The 17,792-nt window shown below is 73.6% G+C and carries 12 protein-coding genes and 1 other RNA gene; 10 read left to right on the forward strand and 3 right to left on the reverse strand.

Annotated features, from left to right (window positions below; genetic code table 11):
- Window positions 1–149: 149 nt before the first annotated feature.
- On the reverse strand, window positions 150–4,400 hold the full coding sequence (locus ACGFT2_RS11970) for an FHA domain-containing protein (RefSeq protein ID WP_393276460.1): 4,251 nt from the start codon (window positions 4,398–4,400) through the stop codon (window positions 150–152).
- Between the two features lie 362 nt (window positions 4,401–4,762).
- Here ACGFT2_RS11970 and ACGFT2_RS11975 point away from each other — a divergent pair, with 362 nt between their 5' ends.
- The 4 genes from ACGFT2_RS11975 to ACGFT2_RS11990 all read left to right on the forward strand — a co-directional run bounded on the left by ACGFT2_RS11975 (window position 4,763) and on the right by ACGFT2_RS11990 (window position 10,662).
- Window positions 4,763–6,454 (forward strand): serine/threonine-protein kinase, encoded by a 1,692-nt coding sequence (locus ACGFT2_RS11975; protein ID WP_393276463.1) that lies wholly within the window; start codon window positions 4,763–4,765, stop codon window positions 6,452–6,454.
- Window positions 6,455–6,657: 203 nt separating this feature from the next.
- Window positions 6,658–7,884 (forward strand): serine/threonine-protein kinase, encoded by a 1,227-nt coding sequence (locus ACGFT2_RS11980; protein ID WP_393276466.1) that lies wholly within the window; start codon window positions 6,658–6,660, stop codon window positions 7,882–7,884.
- Between the two features lie 423 nt (window positions 7,885–8,307).
- Window positions 8,308–9,414 carry a peptide chain release factor 2 gene (gene prfB / locus ACGFT2_RS11985; RefSeq protein WP_393276469.1) on the forward strand — a complete coding sequence of 369 codons (1,107 nt, stop codon included), beginning with the start codon at window positions 8,308–8,310 and terminating at the stop codon, window positions 9,412–9,414.
- Window positions 9,415–9,711: 297 nt separating this feature from the next.
- Window positions 9,712–10,662, forward strand: a complete 951-nt coding sequence (locus ACGFT2_RS11990; RefSeq protein ID WP_393276472.1) for a hypothetical protein — start codon at window positions 9,712–9,714, stop codon at window positions 10,660–10,662.
- A 99-nt stretch (window positions 10,663–10,761) separates the two neighbouring features.
- On the opposite strand, the gene ACGFT2_RS11995 is transcribed toward ACGFT2_RS11990, so the two are convergent.
- Window positions 10,762–10,953, reverse strand: coding sequence for a hypothetical protein (locus ACGFT2_RS11995; RefSeq protein WP_393276475.1), 192 nt, complete (start codon window positions 10,951–10,953; stop codon window positions 10,762–10,764).
- A 236-nt stretch (window positions 10,954–11,189) separates the two neighbouring features.
- Here ACGFT2_RS11995 and ftsE point away from each other — a divergent pair, with 236 nt between their 5' ends.
- From ftsE to ssrA, 5 genes are all read left to right on the forward strand, one after another.
- Complete coding sequence (gene ftsE / locus ACGFT2_RS12000) at window positions 11,190–11,879, forward strand: cell division ATP-binding protein FtsE (RefSeq protein ID WP_393276478.1); 690 nt, start codon at window positions 11,190–11,192, stop codon at window positions 11,877–11,879.
- Between the two features lie 34 nt (window positions 11,880–11,913).
- Entirely contained in the window at window positions 11,914–12,831 is a 918-nt protein-coding gene (gene ftsX, locus ACGFT2_RS12005; protein WP_393276481.1) for a permease-like cell division protein FtsX, read from the forward strand.
- A gap of 68 nt (window positions 12,832–12,899) precedes the next feature.
- Complete coding sequence (locus ACGFT2_RS12010) at window positions 12,900–14,069, forward strand: S41 family peptidase (protein ID WP_393276484.1); 1,170 nt, start codon at window positions 12,900–12,902, stop codon at window positions 14,067–14,069.
- A 57-nt stretch (window positions 14,070–14,126) separates the two neighbouring features.
- Window positions 14,127–14,672 carry an SsrA-binding protein SmpB gene (smpB, locus tag ACGFT2_RS12015; RefSeq protein ID WP_393276487.1) on the forward strand — a complete coding sequence of 182 codons (546 nt, stop codon included), beginning with the start codon at window positions 14,127–14,129 and terminating at the stop codon, window positions 14,670–14,672.
- 110 nt (window positions 14,673–14,782) lie between these two features.
- Window positions 14,783–15,151: a transfer-messenger RNA gene (gene ssrA, locus ACGFT2_RS12020) on the forward strand.
- A gap of 71 nt (window positions 15,152–15,222) precedes the next feature.
- On the opposite strand, the gene ACGFT2_RS12025 is transcribed toward ssrA, so the two are convergent.
- Complete coding sequence (locus ACGFT2_RS12025; protein ID WP_393276490.1) at window positions 15,223–16,512, reverse strand: MFS transporter; 1,290 nt, start codon at window positions 16,510–16,512, stop codon at window positions 15,223–15,225.
- Between the two features lie 84 nt (window positions 16,513–16,596).
- Here ACGFT2_RS12025 and ACGFT2_RS12030 point away from each other — a divergent pair, with 84 nt between their 5' ends.
- Complete coding sequence (locus ACGFT2_RS12030; RefSeq protein ID WP_393276493.1) at window positions 16,597–17,592, forward strand: LysR family transcriptional regulator; 996 nt, start codon at window positions 16,597–16,599, stop codon at window positions 17,590–17,592.
- The last annotated feature ends 200 nt before the right edge of the window (window positions 17,593–17,792 follow it).

Genomic DNA, 17,792 nt, shown 5'->3' on the forward strand with positions numbered 1-17,792 from the left:
AACTCTGTCCCGTGCGGTCCGGTGTACGCCGGGCCGCACGAGCGCGGCAAGAGCGCCTGCGCCGTCGGACGGTTGATCGTGACCGGCTCGTGATCGGGGACGTATGCGTGCACGGCGTCGCGGGGCGGACGGGAATCGCCGGACGGGCCCTAGAGCAGCGACGGTACCTCCGCCGCCGAGACCTCCCGGGCCGCGCGCTCCACCGCGCTCGCCAGCAGGGCCAGGTCGGTGGGGCCGTTGCCCAGCTCGCGCACCGGACGGCGGGCCGGCGGGTCGCCCATGCGCTGCCACTCCAGCGGGACGACCGTGGGCCGCTGGGTCGCGGTACGCGGGATGCGGCCCGTGACCCGGCCGCCCTGGAAGTCGGTGACCCTGCCGTCCGCGCAGGCCAACCGGCCCCGTCCGGGCGCCGGTTCCTCCGGACCCGGCTCGGGGGCGGCCAGCGTGATCCGCAGGGCGGCCCGGCGCGCCGGTTCCGTCTCCGCCGTACGTCCGCCCGCGCCGGCCGCCGCCACCAGATGCACCCCGAGCCGCTCGCCCTCCCGGGCCACCGCCTCCAGCGCCCGCAGCACCGACCCGGCGGCGGGCCGGCCCGGCGATCCGAGTGGCGGGGAGACCAGTGCGTCCAGGTCGTCCACGACGACCACGAGCCGGGGCAGCGGCGGGGCGGCCTCGGCGCGCCGGCGCGCCGCCGCGCCCGGCCGCAGCCGCAGGGTGGAGCTGGGCGGCACCTCTATGTCGCCGGTGGCTGCCGTGCGCTGCGCGACGATCCGCCCCGACACCTCGTGCGCCGCGTGCCAGGCGGCGAAGTCCGTACGGCCGAGCAGCTCGCCCCGCCGCTTCAGCTCGGCACTCAGCGACTGGGCGAACTCCCGCATCCGCACCGGGTCGTTGGCGGCGAGGTGAGTGGTGACGTGCGGTATGTCGGTACAGACCCGCAGGCCCTCGTCGCCCGCGGTGGCCGTGCCGACCCCGTCGCGGCCGTCGATCAGTACCACGCCCAGCCGGTCCGGCCGTTCCGCCGCGGCCAGCGAGGCGACCACGGCCCGCAGCAGCTCGGTACGACCGCTGCCGGCCGGGCCCTCGATCAGCAGATGCGGACCGTCGGCCACCAGGTCGGCGGTCAGCGGGCCGTGCGGGCCGGCACCGAGCACCGCCCGGGCCCGGCCGCCCAGCGCCTCGGTGTCGTCCGCCGCGTCAGCCCAGCGCGCCATCAGCGAGGCCGGGGTGGCCCGGGCCAGCCCCAACTCGTCCAGCAGCCGCGCGGATCGCGGCAACGGCGTGGCCACGCGCGCGTGCCGCTCGCCGGCGGGGCCGTCCGGGCGCAGGGGCGCCATCGCCCGCGCGAACCGCTCCGCCCAGGCGGCGGAGACGGCGTCGACGGCGGCGACCGTGCCGGGACCGACGGGACCGCTCGGCACCACGCGCAGCAGATGCACGGCGGCGGCGACGTCCCCGCTGAGCAGGGCCACGGCACCGCAGTGCCGGAACGTCGGCGTCGCCTCGCACGCGGCCTCGTACGTCCGCGTCACGGGGGAGGCGGGCGAGGCCGGCTCCGTCTCGGCGAGACACACCACATGGATCCCGGCCCGCGGACCGGCCAGGGCCAGCCGTGCCACGGCGTCCCGCAGGGCGGCTCCGCCGGGGTCTCCGTCCACGACGACGACGGTGAACGGCCCCGAGAACCCACCTCCGGCGGCCCCGGCCCCGGCATCGTCCCTGGCCCAGGAGGGCCGACGGCCCGGCGCGGCACCGGCGTCACCGCGGTCGACGGCCCCACGCCCGTCCGACCGGCCGGGGATGGGGGCGGAAGTGGAGGCGGAGGCGGTGCCGCCGGCGGAAGCGAGCGGCGTACCGGGCGAGGCGGCGCGGCCGGGGGTGCCGGGTGCGGCCGAGGGGGCGGTGTCGTGGGCGCCGGGGGCGCCCGGACGGCCGGTGTGGCCGGGGGTGCCGGGGTGTCCCGTGTGGCCGGTGTGGCCGGGGGTGCCGGGGTGGCCGGTGTGGTCGAGGGTGCTGGTGTGGCCGGTGTGGTCGGGGGTGCTGGTGTTGCCGGGGTGTCCGGGGTGTCCGGGGTGTCCGGGGTGGCCGGTGTGGCCGGTGTAGCCGGGGGTGCCGGGGTGCCCGGTGTGGCTGGGGTCGGCGGTGTGGTCGGGGGTCCTGAGGGCGGCGGTTCCGCCGGGGGCTGCGGTGTGGCCCGGAGTGCCGGGGTGCCCGGTGCGGCCGGGGGCGCCCGGGGACGGGGCGGGGTCGCCCGTGGCGTCGGGGGCCGCCGACGGGGTGGGGATGCGGGCCGGGGCGGGACGGGCCGCGCTTCTGTCCGTCGTCGCGGGGTCGTCGATCCGGCGCAGCAGCTCCTGCGTGCGGGCCGCCGCCTGTTCGCGGTCGTAGGCGAGCAGCAGACGGCAGCCCTGACCGTGGGCCGGCCGGACATGCGGGAGCCACCCCAGCCAGGACCACTCGGCCGTGCGCTCCTCCACCGCACGGGCGCGGTCCGCGCTGATCAGCACGATCTCCAGCAGATCCGGGGAGTGCAGCGCGGCGAGCTGGGCCAGCACCGCACGGGCCAGGCCGGACAGCCGGGGGCGCGGACCGGCCAGGCCCAGCGCACCGGCTTCGCGCAGCGCCGCCGTCACCGGTACGGCGGGCAGCAGGCCCGAGCTGTTCGGCGCGCTCCGGTCGGCCGTGCCGAGCCGCACGGTCAGCGCCTCCGGGTGGTTCGCCCCCCGCTCCCACAGCCGGGGCCCCGGACCCAGCGCCGTCAGCAGCAGCGCGGCCGGGTCCGGCCAGGTCTCCGGCTGCCGCGGGGATTGGGGCAGCGGTGACTCGGCGGCACGGGCCGCTCCGTCGGCGTAGGTCTCCGGCCCGGGCGGCTGCTCCGCACGACCCCCGGCCAGCCGTCGTGCCCACGCGCCGAGCCCGCGCCGCCGCGCACCCTGCGGGGCGCCGCCGCCGGTGAGGGGATCCCCTTCCCGCCCGCCCGCCTGAGCGCCCCCCGCCGGGTAGGCGCCACCGTCCGCGCGGGCGTCCTGCGTCGGGTACGCGGCTGGGTGGGCGCCGCCGTCCGTCCGGCCGTCCTGCGCCGGGTAGGCACCACCGTCCGCGCGGGCGTCCTGCGTCGGGTACGCGGCTGGGTGGGCGCCGCCGTCCGTCCGGCCGTCCTGCGCCGGGTAGGCACCACCGTCCGCGCGAGGGCCCTGCGACCAGGAGGTGCCGCTGTCCGCCCGACCGTGTGCGGACCTGTCGTCGCCCGGGTCTCCGGGTGCCCGGCCGGGACCGGTGACGCCGAAGCGTCCTGCATGCGTGTCCCCGCCGGAGGCCGTACCGCTCACCCGCCGGCCCCGGGCCCGGCCCCGGTCGTGGTCGCCGGGGGCCCCGCCGTGCCCGGGGACCGGACCGGTCGCCCAGCGGTCCGCACCGGCGTCTCCGCGGTCCCCGCCGGCCGCCCCCCGGCTTCCGCCGGGCCGCTCGATGCTCGGGGCGGCAGCCTGTCCCGGTACCACCGGCGGCTCCGGGAAGCCGGTCGGCCGCAGCCCCGTGTCACCGCCGGAGGTTTCCCGGTCGTGGACGGGACGAGCCGGTCCGGAGGATCCGTGGGCGCCGGGGGACGGACCGGGCCGCACGCGTGCGTGAGCCGCCTGACCGCCCTGTGGGCCGATGCCGGTGCCGGCAGCGGATCCGGGCGGCCCCCCGGCCGGCGTACCCGCATCCGCCCCCGGAGTCCCGCCGGCCGGGACGACCCGTATGCAGCCCTCCCCGTCGGCCACCGTCCGGACCCGCGCCCCCGGTCCCCCGGACGGCGTCACCCGCAGGGCCGACTCGCCGATCCTCAGCAGCGCGCCCGCCGGGAACGGCACCGGCCGGTCCGTCACCCGCGTGCCGTCGAGGGCCGTTCCGTTCGTCGAGTCCAGGTCGGCCACGCCGACGCGGCCGTCGGCGTCGACCGTGACCGCGCAGTGCAGACGGGAGACGTCGGGGTCGTCCAGCGGGACGTCGGCCTCGGCTGAGCGGCCCACCGTGATGCGGCCGCCGTGCAGCAGATGGACCCCGCCCGCGTCCGGACCGGCGACCACGTGCAGCTGTGTCGGCGCGTCGTCCAGCTCGGGATGCGGCTCGGCGGCCGCGGGGGCGCCGAGGGACAGCACGGCGCCGTCGACCAGCGGAGGCTCGCCGAGGGTGCAGCGGCGAAGGTCCAGGCGGTCGGTTCCGGCGTACAGGACGACGGGGGAGCCGCCGGCGTCGCGGCCGGCACCGCCCTCCGCGGCGACCGCACCGGCCAGTGCCGACGCGACCGCGGCCAGGTCCGTGCCCGTGGGCGCCGTGACCAGTACGTCGCGGCTCGCGGCGCGGCCCCGCTCCGCGGGCGGGCCCAGCGGGTCTACGACGGTCAGCCGGATCTGCATCGGCGTCAGCGGTCCCTTCTGCGCGGGTCTGCGCGGGCGCGGACTTCCCCCCACCCCACACGAGCACGTCGGCCAGTACTGGGAGGCATCCTTGCACCTGCCACCGACAACGCGCCCGGAACCCGGAGAGAAGTGATCTTGATTGGTCGGCTCTGCCCGCAAAAGTGCCTGACCACTAGCGCACGTCCGATCAGTTGAGATCGGTCACGTCCGGGCCCGGCAACCGGGAGACCGGACGCAGCGTCTTTCCTTCGAACATGCTCGGGAACGCATACGTAGTGCTCTGAAGCACGGCACTACAGTGGGTCGGAACACCGGAATGCAGGCAAGCAAGCCTCAGCAAGCAGCAGGGAGCGCGTGACGTGCGGCCAGTCGGCAGCAAGTACCTGCTTGAGGAGCCGCTCGGACGCGGCGCCACAGGCACCGTCTGGCGTGCCCGCCAGCGCGAGACCGCGGGCGCCGAGGCGGCCGTGGCCGGGCAGCCGGGCGAGACGGTCGCGATCAAGGTCCTCAAGGAGGAGCTGGCGAGCGACCCGGACATCGTGATGCGCTTCCTGCGCGAGCGCTCCGTCCTGCTCCGCCTCACCCACCCGAACATCGTCCGGGTCCGCGACCTCGTCGTCGAGGGCGATCTGCTGGCGCTGGTCATGGACCTCGTCGACGGCCCCGACCTGCACCGCTACCTGCGCGAGAGCGGGCCCCTCACCCCGGTCGGGGCCGCCCTGCTGACGGCCCAGATCGCCGACGCGCTCGCGGCGAGCCACGCCGACGGCGTCGTCCACCGCGACCTGAAGCCCGCGAACGTGCTGCTGCGGCAGCACGACGGCCAGATGCACCCGATGCTGACCGACTTCGGCATCGCCCGCCTCGCCGACTCCCCGGGCCTGACCCGCACCCACGAGTTCGTCGGCACGCCCGCGTACGTCGCGCCGGAGTCCGCGGAGGGCCGCCCGCAGACCTCCGCCGTCGACATCTACGGCGCCGGCATCCTGCTCTACGAGCTGGTCACCGGCCGTCCGCCGTTCTCCGGGGGCAGCGCCCTCGAGGTCCTGCACCAGCACCTGAGCGCCGAACCGCGCCGGCCCTCCACCGTCCCGGACCCGCTGTGGACGGTCATAGAGCGCTGCCTGCGCAAGAACCCGGACCAGCGCCCGAGCGCCGAGAACCTCGCGCGCGGGCTGCGAGTCGTCGCCGAGGGCATCGGCGTGCACGCGAACTCCGCCCAGATCGCGGCCGCCGAGGGCGTCGGTGCCCTGCTCGCCCCCGACCCCGCGCCCGCCGCCGTCCCCGGCGTGCCGGGTGCCGCCGACCCCACCCAGGTGCTGCCGACGAACGCGCCGCAGGGGGCGTACGACCCGAACGCCGCGACCAGCTTCCTTCCGCACACCGGCGGCCCGGCCGGCGCCGCCGACCCCACCGCCGTGCTGCCGAACACCGGCGCGGCGGACCCGACGGCCGTCCTGCCGCCGGTGCCCCCGGGCCGGCCCGGACAGCAGGGGCAGCAGGGTCAGCAGCCCGATCAGCCGCATCCCTGGCAGAGCCAGCTGCGGGCCGCCCGCGACCGCAACGAGCAGACCCAGGTCCAGTACCTCGACCCGAACGAGGACCCGCTGCGCCGCCGCCCGCAGCGCCAGGCGGCCCGGCCCCAGCAGCAGCCGCGCCAGGCCCCGCAGCCCCGCCCGCAGCAGCCGCAGCCGCGTGGCCGGCAGCAGGCCCCGGCCGGCTACGGCTACCCGCAGCAGCAGCCCCCGCACGCCCCCCAGCAGCAGCCGCAGCGCTACGCGCCGCCCGCCCCGGAGCCGCAGCGGCCCGCGCGCGAGCCCCGGGCGCCCCGGCAGCGCAACGCCAACCCGATGAAGATCCCCGGGCTCGGCTGCCTCAAGGGCTGCCTGTTCACGATCGTCATCCTGATCGTCGCGAGCTGGCTGGTCTGGGAACTGACCCCGCTGCAGGACTGGATCGGCACCGGCAAGGGCTACTGGGACCAGCTGAGCGACTGGGCCGGCAAGGTGGGCGGCTGGATCAAGGACCTGGGCGGCTCCACCGGCGGCTGAAACCGATCGGGCGGAAGTACCGGAAATCGATCGCTGGTTTAGGGACTTGTCGACATCTGGCGGGTGATTTCCGTCTCCGCGGTGAAGGTTGGCGTGTCCGGCGCGTAGTTTTGTCGACCAGGGGTCCTGGTCTGTCGGCTGGGGGTCCGGGGGTCGCCCCCCGGAATGACGCAGCACGACAACACGCGTCTGTAGGAGCAGTCTTGGCACGGAAGATCGGCAGCCGGTACACCGCGAACCAGATTCTGGGGCGGGGCAGCGCCGGCACGGTGTGGCTGGGCGAGGGGCCGGAGGGCCCCGTCGCCGTCAAGCTGCTGCGCGAGGACCTCGCCTCCGACCAGGAACTCGTCGGACGCTTCGTCCAGGAACGCACCGCGCTCCTCGGCCTGGAGCACCCGCACATCGTCTCCGTGCGCGATCTGGTGGTCGACGGCAACGACCTGGCCCTGGTCATGGACCTGGTCCGGGGCACCGATCTGCGCACCCGGCTGGAGCGTGAGCGGCGGCTCGCCCCCGAGGCGGCCGTGGCCATCGTCGCGGACGTCGCCGACGCGCTGGCGGCGGCCCACGCGGCCGGGGTCGTCCACCGGGACGTCAAGCCCGAGAACGTCCTGCTGGACATGCAGGGCCCGCTCGGCCCCGGCGGAGCGCACCCGGCGCTGCTCACCGACTTCGGGGTCGCCAAGCTGATCGACTCGCCGAAGCGGACCCGCGCCACGAAGATCATCGGTACGCCGGACTACCTGGCCCCGGAGATCGTCGAGGGGCTGCCCCCGCGGGCCGCCGTCGACATCTACGCGCTGGCGACGGTCCTGTACGAGCTGCTGGCCGGCTTCACCCCCTTCGGCGGCGGGCACCCGGGCGCGGTCCTGCGCCGCCACGTCACCGAGACCGTCGTGCCGCTGCCCGGCATCCCCGAGGAGCTGTGGCAGCTGATCGTGCAGTGCCTGGCCAAGGCGCCCGCCTCCCGGCTGCGGGCCTCGGAGCTGGCGGCGCGGCTGCGCGAGCAGCTGCCGACGCTGGCCGGGATGCCGCAGCTGGACGTGGACGAGCCGGACGTCTCCGAGGAGCCCGAGGACGAGCCGGCGCCCGCCGCCCCGCCCGGTGACGAGCCGGTGCGCCGGCGGGGGGCCGTCTCCCTGGTCCCCGGTGCCAAGCCGGACTCCAACCGGGACACGCACACCTCGATGCGGGTGCCCGGGCCGGACGAGCTGGCGGGCGGCGCCCACGGGACCGCTCGCGCCCCTCGGGCCATCGGCGAGCCCCGGCCGGGCTCGGCGCGGCATCGTGCGGTCGTGCGGCGCCGCCGGATCACGCTGGGCGTGGCCGGGGTGGTGCTGGCGGCCGTCGTGGGCGTCGGCGCGTGGCTGATCTCCGCGGACGGCGACTCGGAGCCACCGCAGGACACCCACAGCACCTCGACCCCGTGACCCGTCGGGGGTCGCCCTGCCCCGTGTGACGCCGAGGAAGGGCCTTGCCCCGTGTGACGCCGGCGAGGGGCGCCTCGCCCCCCGTAGCCCCCGGGCGCCTCGGCCCCTTCGTGGCCCCTCTGGGCGTCGCCGCACCCCTGTTCGTGCCCGGCAGGGGCCGCCATGCCCCTCCGTGCCCGTCCGGGGCCCCATAGCCCCCTCCGTGCCCGTCCGGAGCCGCCATGGCTCCCTCCGTGCCCGTCCAAGGCCGCCGTGCCCCTCCAAGGCCGCCGTGCCCCTCCCGTGCCCCGGCGGTGGGCGGCCTGCCCGGAGTGACGCCGGGAGGCGCGTCCGGCCCCTGGACCGCCGTCTCCCCGCCCCGCACGCACCCGCTTCGCCGGGAGGCGGGCCGGACCGGTTGCCGCAACCGTTACGCTGGAGAGCGTGGCAGTCGTCGATGTATCCGAAGAGCTGAAGTCCCTCTCCTCGACCATGGAGTCGATCGAGGCCGTCCTGGACCTCGATGCGATGAGGGCAGATGTCGCCGTGCTCGAGGAGCAGGCGGCGGCGCCGTCCCTGTGGGACAACCCGGACGAGGCGCAGAAGATCACCAGCAAGCTCTCCCACCTCCAGGCCGAGGTCAGGAAGGCCGAGGCGCTGCGCGGCCGGATCGACGATCTCGCGGTCCTCTTCGAGATGGCGGAGGAGGAGGACGACCCGGACACCCGCGCCGAGGCCGAGTCCGAGCTGACCGCCGTGCGGAAGGCGCTGGACGAGATGGAGGTCCGGACGCTGCTCAGCGGTGAGTACGACTCCCGTGAGGCCCTCGTCAACATCCGTGCCGAGGCCGGTGGCGTCGACGCCGCCGACTTCGCGGAGAAGCTGCAGCGCATGTACCTGCGCTGGGCAGAGCAGCGGGGCTACAAGACCGAGGTCTACGAGACGTCGTACGCCGAAGAGGCCGGCATCAAGTCGACCACCTTCGCCGTGCAGTCGCCGTACGCCTACGGCACCCTCTCCGTCGAGCAGGGCACCCACCGCCTCGTGCGCATCTCGCCCTACGACAACCAGGGCCGCCGCCAGACGTCCTTCGCCGGCGTCGAGGTGCTTCCCGTGGTCGAGCAGTCCGACCACGTCGAGATCGACGAGTCGGAGCTGCGCATCGACGTCTACCGGTCCTCCGGGCCGGGCGGCCAGGGCGTGAACACGACCGACTCCGCGGTCCGTATCACCCACCTGCCCACCGGCATCGTGGTCTCCTGCCAGAACGAGCGGTCGCAGATCCAGAACAAGGCCACCGCGATGAACGTCCTGCAGGCCAAGCTGCTGGAGCGGCGCCGGCAGGAGGAGCAGGCCAAGATGGACGCCCTCAAGGGCGACGGCGGCAACTCCTGGGGCAACCAGATGCGTTCGTACGTGCTGCACCCGTACCAGATGGTCAAGGACCTGCGCACCGACCACGAGGTGGGCAACCCGGAGGCCGTCTTCAACGGTGAGATCGACGGGTTCCTCGAGGCGGGTATTCGCTGGCGCAAGCAGCAAGAGAAGTAACTTTGTCGACAAGCCAACTGCCGCCCTCGAGGCGGCAGTTGGCTTATGTCTGGGTTTTACATCACACTCACGGACTGCAATCCCCCGCAAACACCCTGCCGCCGGACATTGCGCGCGCAACGGCCTTGACGTTGCTTTGAAAAATCGGAAGGGTGATGCGCGGCATGCGTATTTGAGGGGCGCATGTGAACCGGGGGATCGAGTCGACGCTTCTGTCGTCACCCAGCTACCCCCGTCGATCACGGCCAGCCCCACGCGCCGCCTCATTGACGAACAGCTACTGGGGGTAGCAACCACATGACGAAGAAGACGCGGATCCGGGTCGCGCGAATAGCCGCGGGCGCCGTGATCGCGGCCGGTGCGTCACTCACCGCCGCCGGTGCGGCCTCCGCCCTGGACCTCGGCGTCCAGGCGGGCCCGATCAGCATCGGTGTGACCACGGACGGCCCGGCCGACGGCGGCGCCGACGGTGGTGCCGACGGTGGCGCCGACGGTGGTGATGACGGCGGCAACTGCCCGGTCGGCATCTGCACCGACGGTGGTGCCGACAATGGTGGCGCTGACAACGGTGGTGCCGACAACGGTGGCGCTGACAACGGTGGCGCTGACAACGGTGGTGCCGACAACGGTGGTGCCGACAACGGTGGCGCTGACAACGGTGGCGCTGACAACGGTGGCGCTGACAACGGTGGCGCTGACAACGGTGGCGCTGACAACGGTGGTGCCGACAACGGTGGTGCCGACAACGGTGGTGCCGACAACGGTGGCGCCGACAACGGTGGCGCCGACAACGGCGGTACCGGTGACAACGGCGGTACCGGCGACAACGGCGGTACCGGTGACAACGGTGGCGCTGGTGACAACGGCGGTACCGGTGACAACGGCGGCGCTGGTGACAACGGCGGTACCGGTGACAACGGCGGTACCGGTGACAATGGCGGTACCGGTGACAACGGCGGCGCCGGCGACAACGGTGGTACCGGTGACAACGGCGGTTCCACCGGCTCCGGTGGCAACCACACGACCCCCGACGGCGGCAACGACAACGCCGCTCAGGAGGAGGGCTCCTCGGCCCTCACGGACACCGGCTCCGACACCGCGGCCCAGGGTGGCGACAAGCAGCTCGCCGAGACGGGTGCCGGTCAGACCGCGTTCCTGCTCATCGGCGCCGCGACGATGATCGCCGGCGGCATCGGCTTCCGCGTCCTGCCGCGGCTGGCCGGAAACCGGGGCGGCGCGGTCGCCTGACCGTAGCCGTACGGTCACGCGCTGCGCGCACGGCCTACGCGAAGGGCCCGGAGCACCGCTCCGGGCCCTTTCGGCGTTCCGGCCTCGCCGGCCCGTCCGCTACGCGGTCTGGTGCGCCAGCAGCGCCACGGCGGCGATCAGCACCGCAAGCAGCGCGATCAGCGCCATCGGGTTCAGACCCGCGAGGAAGCCGTCCTGCTGCAGCCGCTCGCGGTTGGCACGGCACACGGGGCACCGGCCCTCGCTCACGGGCGCCGCGCAGTTCGCGCACACCAACCGGTCGTACGTCATGCGCTCGCCCTCCTTGCACCGGCCATCACACATACAACGCGCGCGGGAACGAGAACGTTCCCCCTCCACTGTGCCAGGTTCCCGCGGAGCGTGCGCGGGGCCCCGGAAGAACGGGGCGAGACGGCGGGCCGGTACAAAACGTACAAGTCTTGCCCAACCTGCACCTGCGACTGCACTTGCACACCCGGTTCGCGTATGGTCACGCTCATCTACCCCCGGCGACCCGTGGTGCATCCGTGATCCGATTCGACAACGTCTCCAAGGTCTACCCCAAGCAGACCCGCCCAGCCCTGAGGGATGTCTCCCTCGAGTTGGAGAAGGGTGAGTTCGTCTTTCTCGTGGGATCCTCCGGCTCCGGAAAGTCCACGTTCCTGCGGCTCGTCCTGCGAGAGGAGCGGTGCAGCCACGGCCAGGTGCACGTGCTGGGCAAGGACCTCGCGCGCCTCTCCAACTGGAAGGTGCCGCAGATGCGCCGCCAGCTGGGGACGGTCTTCCAGGACTTCCGGCTGCTGCCGAACAAGACGGTCGCGGAGAACGTGGCCTTCGCCCAGGAGGTCATCGGCAAGTCGCGCGGCGAGATCCGCAAGTCCGTGCCGCAGGTGCTCGACCTCGTCGGGCTCGGCGGCAAGGAGGACCGGATGCCCGGCGAGCTGTCCGGTGGTGAACAGCAGCGCGTCGCCATCGCACGAGCCTTCGTCAACCGGCCCAAGCTGCTCATCGCCGACGAGCCGACCGGCAACCTCGACCCGCAGACCTCCGTCGGCATCATGAAGCTGCTCGACCGCATCAACCGGACGGGCACCACGGTCATCATGGCGACGCACGACCAGAACATCGTGGACCAGATGCGCAAACGCGTCATCGAGCTGGAGAAGGGCCGCCTCGTGCGCGACCAGGCCCGCGGCGTCTACGGCTACCAGCACTAAGCAAGTTCACGACGGAAAGGCTCGACCAGACGCCATGCGCGCCCAGTTCGTCCTGTCGGAGATCGGTGTCGGTCTCCGCCGCAATCTGACGATGACCTTCGCCGTCATCGTCTCCGTAGCCCTGTCCCTGGCGCTGTTCGGCGGCTCCCTGCTGATGAGCGACCAGGTCGGCAAGATGAAGGGCTATTGGTACGACAAGGTCAACGTCTCGATCTTCCTGTGCAACAAGCACGACGCCGATTCCGACGTCAACTGCGCCAAGGGAGCGGTCACCGAGGACCAGCGGAAGCAGATCCTCGCCGACCTGCACAAGATGCCGGTCGTCGAGAAGGTCGACTACGAGTCCCAGGACCAGGCGTACAAGCACTACAAGGAGCAGTTCGGCGACTCCCCGCTGGCCGGTTCCCTGACGCCGGACCAGATGCAGGAGTCGTACCGGATCAAGCTCAAGGACCCGCAGAAGTACCAGGTGATCGCCTCCGCCTTCAACGGGCGGGGCGGCGTGCAGTCGGTGCAGGACCAGAAGGGCATCCTGGACAACCTCTTCCAGCTGCTGAACCTGATGAACCGGGCCGCGCTCGGCGTGATGGCGCTGATGCTGCTCGTGGCGCTGCTGCTGATCGTCAACACCGTGCGCGTCTCGGCGTTCAGCCGCCGGCGCGAGACCGGGATCATGCGCCTGGTCGGTGCCTCGGGCTTCTACATCCAGGCGCCGTTCATCGCCGAGGCGGCCGTCGCCGGTCTCATCGGCGGTGGCCTCGCCTGTCTCTTCCTGGTGGCCGGCCGGTACTTCACCATCGACCACGGCATGGCCCTGTCCACCAAGCTCACGCTCATCAACTTCGTGGGCTGGGACGCGGTGTTGACCAAGCTGCCGCTGATCCTCGCCACGAGTGTGCTCATGCCGGCGCTGGCGGCGTTCTTCGCGTTGCGCAAGTACCTGAAGGTGTGACGCATGCCAAGGCGGCCGTACGGGCTCCGGGCCGTACGGCGCCTTCGGGTTGTCCTAGACTCACCGCCATGTCAGGCCGTGACCTGTTCTGTCAGCCCCGTCGCATCCGCCGCGGGGCCGCCCTGACATTGGTCTTCGCCGGCGTACTGGCCGCCGGCGCCGTAACCGGCTCCTTCCCCGAGCCCGCGCAGCCCGAGCGGAAGATCGCCGCCGGACCGGTGGGCACCGCCACCCGGCACGAGGCCGTGCAGAAGGCCGCCGCCGAGGCGATGGCCGACGGCAAGTCCCCGACGGAGGCCGCCGAGCGTGCCGTGAGCCGCAGCGGCGACCGGTGGGGCGCCGTCTACTCCGAGGGCGAGTACGAGGAGTTCCAGCAGGCCCTCGACGGCCGCTACACCGGCGTCGGCCTGTGGGCGCGGCTCGAGACGGACGGCCGGATCGCGGTGACGAAGGTGCGGCCCGGCTCGCCGGCGGCCGACGCCGGGATCCGCAAGGGCGACCGGCTGCGCAGCATCGACGGCCGCGAGGTCGACGGCCGGCCGGTCACCGAGGTGCTCTCCTTACTGCGCGGCGACGCCGAGGACGCCCCGGCCGGTACGACGGTCACGCTCGGCCTGCAGCGCGGCACGCGCGCGTGGACCGAGAAACTGCACCGGGCCCGGCTGTCCACCGACTCCGTGACCGACCGCCGGCTGTCCGGCGGGGTCACCGTCATCAAGATCGCCGCGTTCACCAAGGGCACCGCCGGCGCCGTCCGCGCGGCCCTGCGCGAGGCCCCGGCCCAGGCCGGGATCGTCCTCGACCTGCGGGGCAACTCCGGCGGCCTGGTCACCGAGGCCGTGGACACCGCCTCGTCCTTCCTCGACGGCGGCCTGGTCGCCACCTACGACGTCGAGGGCGCCCAGCGGTCCCTGCACGCCGCCGGCGGCGGCGACACCGCCCGGCCCCTGGTCACCCTCGTCGACGGCGGCACGATGAGCGCGGCCGAGCTGCTCACCGGCGCGCTGCAGGACCGGGGCCGCGCGGTGGTGATCGGCTCCCGCACCTTCGGCAAGGGCTCCATCCAGATGCCGACGAAGCTCCCCGACGGCTCGGTGGCCGAACTGACCGTCGGCCACTACCGCACGCCCTCGGGGCACGCGGTCGACGGCCGGGGCGTCACTCCGGACCTGGAGGCGGGGTCCGGGGCGCTGCGACGGGCCGAGACGGTCCTCACCGGTCTCGGCGACCCCTCGTAGGTCCCCCGAAATGCGCTTCCCCCGCACCCCCTGTGTGGTGCGAAAATGGGCGGCACTATGAGCAAGGGAATGTACGTACCGAAGGAGTCCCAGCCCAAGCAGGGCGGAGGGGCCGCGAAGGCGGCCAAGGACGGCAAGCGCAAGATCGTCGCGCAGAACAAGAAGGCACGGCACGACTACGCGATCATCGACACCTACGAGGCCGGGATCGTGCTCACCGGCACCGAGGTGAAGTCGCTGCGTCAGGGGCGGGCCTCGCTGACCGACGGCTTCGTCCAGATCGACGGGAACGAGGCGTGGCTGCACAACGCCCACATCCCCGAGTACAGCCAGGGCACCTGGACCAACCACTCCGTGCGCCGCAAGCGCAAGCTGCTCCTGCACCGCGAGGAGATCGACAAGCTGGAGTCGAAGTCCCAGGAGACGGGTCACACGATCGTGCCCCTCGCCCTGTACTTCAAGGACGGGCGCGCGAAGGCCGAGATCGCGCTCGCCCGCGGCAAGAAGGAGTACGACAAGCGGCAGACCCTGCGCGAGAAGCAGGACCGGCGGGAGTCGGACCGCGCGATCGCGGCGGCGAAGCGCAAGCAGCGGGGCGTCTGACCGGGCCGCAGGGAATAAGCTGGCACCGGCGTGCGTTGGTCACGTACGATGGCACTGCACTCCACAGCGGGTGCGCGCCCCCTCCTCGGAGGGGATTGAAAAAACAACATGGGGATGATCGGTTTCGACAGCGGCTGTCGAAGCAGGGGAAGCGTGTCGAGGAAGCGGCAATGATCTCGTAAACCATATGTCGCAAAAAATAATCGCCAATACCAAGCGCGATTCCTTCGCCCTCGCTGCCTAAGTAGCGACTTGCGAAGTGTCAGCCCGGGGCTGTTCCCGACCCGGATCCTGGCATCAGCTAGGGAACTAAACCTTGATCCCGGTCACGGGGTGAAGAGGGAAATCTAACAGTGACTGGGCCCGTCGGCGACTTGTTCGCGTGATCGCCGGGGCCGAGAAAATCACAGCGAACTGCACACGGAGAAGCCCTGATTCTGCACCGGTGGACGCGGGTTCGATTCCCGCCATCTCCACGATCGGGAGGCCTTCCGGCCCCCCTAACCCATGTGGGCGAAGGCCCCGCCGCTCTCGAGCGGCGGGGCCTTCGTCATGTCCGCCGTCCGTCCGGTCGCCGTTCTCGTCGCCGGCCCGGCTCACGGACGCGCCGGGAGGAGCGGGGCGCACCAGCCTCCCCGCTCACGGCGTCGACCAGCAGGGCGAGGCAGGCGCAGGCGGCCGGGACCGTGAACGCGGCGGCGGGGGAGAGGTGCTCGGCCGCCCAGCCGCCCGCCGCCGAGCCGCAGGCGATGCCGCCGAGCAGGCCGGTCACCATCAGACTCATGCCCTCGTTGAGCCGGTCGGCCGGGGTACGCCGCTGCACCAGCGTCATCGCCGTGACCATGGTCGGCGCGGTCGCCATGCCCGCCACCAGCAGCGTCGCCGCCAGCACCGGGAGGGAACCGGCGACCGCGGCGGACAGCCAGGGCAGGGTCATCAGCGCGGCCATCGCCGCAAGGCACCGGGTCAGGCCCAGGCCGGCCGGCTTCAGCGCCCCGTACACCAGCCCCGCCGCACACGAGCCCGCCGCCTGGAGCGCCAGCACGGCCCCGGCCGCCGCCCGGTGCCCCTGCGCGTCGGCGAAGGCGATCGTGACGACCTCCATCGAGCCGAACACCGCGCCGGTGGCCGTGAAGCAGGCGAGCAGCGGCGGGATGCCGGGACTGCGCAGCGGCGAGGGCGCCTCGGCGGGAGCCCGGGCCGGCGGCTCGGTGGCCCGCTGGACGGTGAACAGCGCCATTCCCGACAGCAGCAGCACCGCCCCGGCGAGGGTGCCCGCCTCCGGGAAGAACGTGCCGGTCAGGAAGGACACGAGCACCGGCCCGAGCATGAAGCACAGTTCGTCGGCGGCCTGCTCGAAGGAGTTCGCGGTGTGCAGCGCGCCGGGATCGTCGCGCAGCAGATGGGCCCAGCGGGCGCGGGACAGGCCGCCGATGTTGGGGGTGGCCGCGGTGGCCGCGTAGGCGGCGAACAGGGTCCAGCCGGGGGCGCCGAAGTGCACGCACAGCAGCAGGGCGACACTGCCGAGCACGGAGACGAGCGTGGCCGGCACGGCGACCCGGGCCTGCCCGTGCCGGTCGACGAGCCGGGCGATCCACGGCCCGGCCAGCGCGGTCGCGGCGAGCCCGGTCGCGGTGACGGCACCGGCCAGGGCGTACGAGCCGCGGGAACCGGCGATCATCACGACGGCGCTCACGCTGAACATGCCGACCGGCAGGCGGGCCAGGAGATTGCCGGCGGTGAAGGCGCGGGTGCCGGGGAGGGAGAACAGCCGGCGGTAGCCGGTCCGGTGCGCAGGGGCGGCCGGTATGCGTCGGTCGTCGGTCGTGGGGTGCGGCATGGCTCCACCGTGGCCCGGAGCGGAGCACGGGGTCCAACACCTTCTCGGGGCCGATCGACGCACCTGTGTTGTAAGTTCACCGCCATGCCCGCCCCCGCACATCTCGATCCACGCCTGCTGCGCGCCTTCGTCGCGGTGGCCGAGGAACTGCACTTCACCCGGGCCGCGGCCCGTCTCTACGTCGCCCAGCAGGCGCTCAGCCGGGATGTGCGGCGGCTGGAGCGGGAGTTGGGCGTGGAACTGTTCGTGCGGACCACCCGGCAGGTGGCGCCGACCGCCGACGGTGAGCGCCTGCTGCCGTACGCCCGGCGGATCCTGTCCGCCCAGGACGATGCGCTGGCCGCGTTCGGGCAGGCACGCCCGCTGCTCGTGGACCTCAACTCGCCGGGCATGGCCACCGGTCGCCTGGTGCTGCACCGCGCCCGTGAACTCGCCCCGAACTGCGAGCTGATGGCCCGCTACGAGAGCGGGCTGACCGGGGCCGCGGCCGGTCTGCTGGCCGGCCGGCTGGACGCCTCCTTCGGCCGTTTCGCCGGTCTGGACCCGGCGCTGCGCTCCGGCCTGGAGCAGCAGCCGGTGCGCTATGAGCCGATGGCCGTCGTCCTGCCGGAGGACCACCCGCTGGCCGGTCTCCCCGAGGTGCCGACGGCCGCGCTGGCGGGGCAGGAGGTGTACGCCGGTGCCGGCGACCCGCGCACCCCGGAGTGGACCGACCTGGCCCGGCGCCTCTTCGAGGGACACGGCATCCGGCTGTCCGCGCCCCTTCCGCCGGCGGTCGGGGACGAGGAGTTCGACCGGATCATGGCCAAGACCAGAACCCCGGTGCTGGCCGTCGTGGACTTTCCGGACATGCCCCGGACGGTACGGCGGCCCCTCGTCGGGCCCGTCCCGCTCTCACCCGTCTCCCTGGTCTGGCGCAAGGGGCTGCTCCATCCCGGCCTGGACGAGCTGCGCCGGGCGGCGGCCGAGATCGCGGCGGCGCGCCGCTGGCTGCGCCGACCGCCCGGCGGCTGGCTCCCGGCCATCGACGAGGACGCGATGAGCCCCCACGGCCAGACCCCCACGACCCCCCACCCCTGACCCCCCGACCCCCCTGACCCCCCGACCCCCCACCCCTCCGACCACACCCGTGAGTGACCGCCGCGTCCCCGCCTCGGCCGTCACCCGGGCCCTGGCGCCCGCCCGTCACCCGGGCTCTCGGCACCGTCGGCCACCCGGACTTTCACCCTCCGGCCGCCGCCCGCGCGTTCCCTCACCGGCCGTCTTCGGGGGGAGTGAGA

The sequence above is a fragment of the Streptomyces sp. NPDC048514 genome (assembly GCF_043199955.1).
In the GTDB taxonomy this organism is placed as follows: Bacteria; Actinomycetota; Actinomycetes; order Streptomycetales; family Streptomycetaceae; genus Streptomyces.

Excerpts from the sequence above, each read along its gene's own strand:
- ACGFT2_RS11995 (WP_393276475.1), bottom strand. The coding sequence starts at position 10,953 with ATGACGTACGACCGGTTGGTGTGCGCGAACTGCGCGGCGCCCGTGAGC.
- ACGFT2_RS12030 (WP_393276493.1), top strand. The coding sequence starts at position 16,597 with ATGCCCGCCCCCGCACATCTCGATCCACGCCTGCTGCGCGCCTTCGTC.
- ACGFT2_RS11970 (WP_393276460.1), bottom strand. The coding sequence starts at position 4,400 with ATGCAGATCCGGCTGACCGTCGTAGACCCGCTGGGCCCGCCCGCGGAG.
- ACGFT2_RS12010 (WP_393276484.1), top strand. The coding sequence starts at position 12,900 with ATGTCAGGCCGTGACCTGTTCTGTCAGCCCCGTCGCATCCGCCGCGGG.
- ACGFT2_RS12025 (WP_393276490.1), bottom strand. The coding sequence starts at position 16,512 with ATGCCGCACCCCACGACCGACGACCGACGCATACCGGCCGCCCCTGCG.
- ACGFT2_RS11990 (WP_393276472.1), top strand. The coding sequence starts at position 9,712 with ATGACGAAGAAGACGCGGATCCGGGTCGCGCGAATAGCCGCGGGCGCC.
- smpB (WP_393276487.1), top strand. The coding sequence starts at position 14,127 with ATGAGCAAGGGAATGTACGTACCGAAGGAGTCCCAGCCCAAGCAGGGC.
- ftsX (WP_393276481.1), top strand. The coding sequence starts at position 11,914 with ATGCGCGCCCAGTTCGTCCTGTCGGAGATCGGTGTCGGTCTCCGCCGC.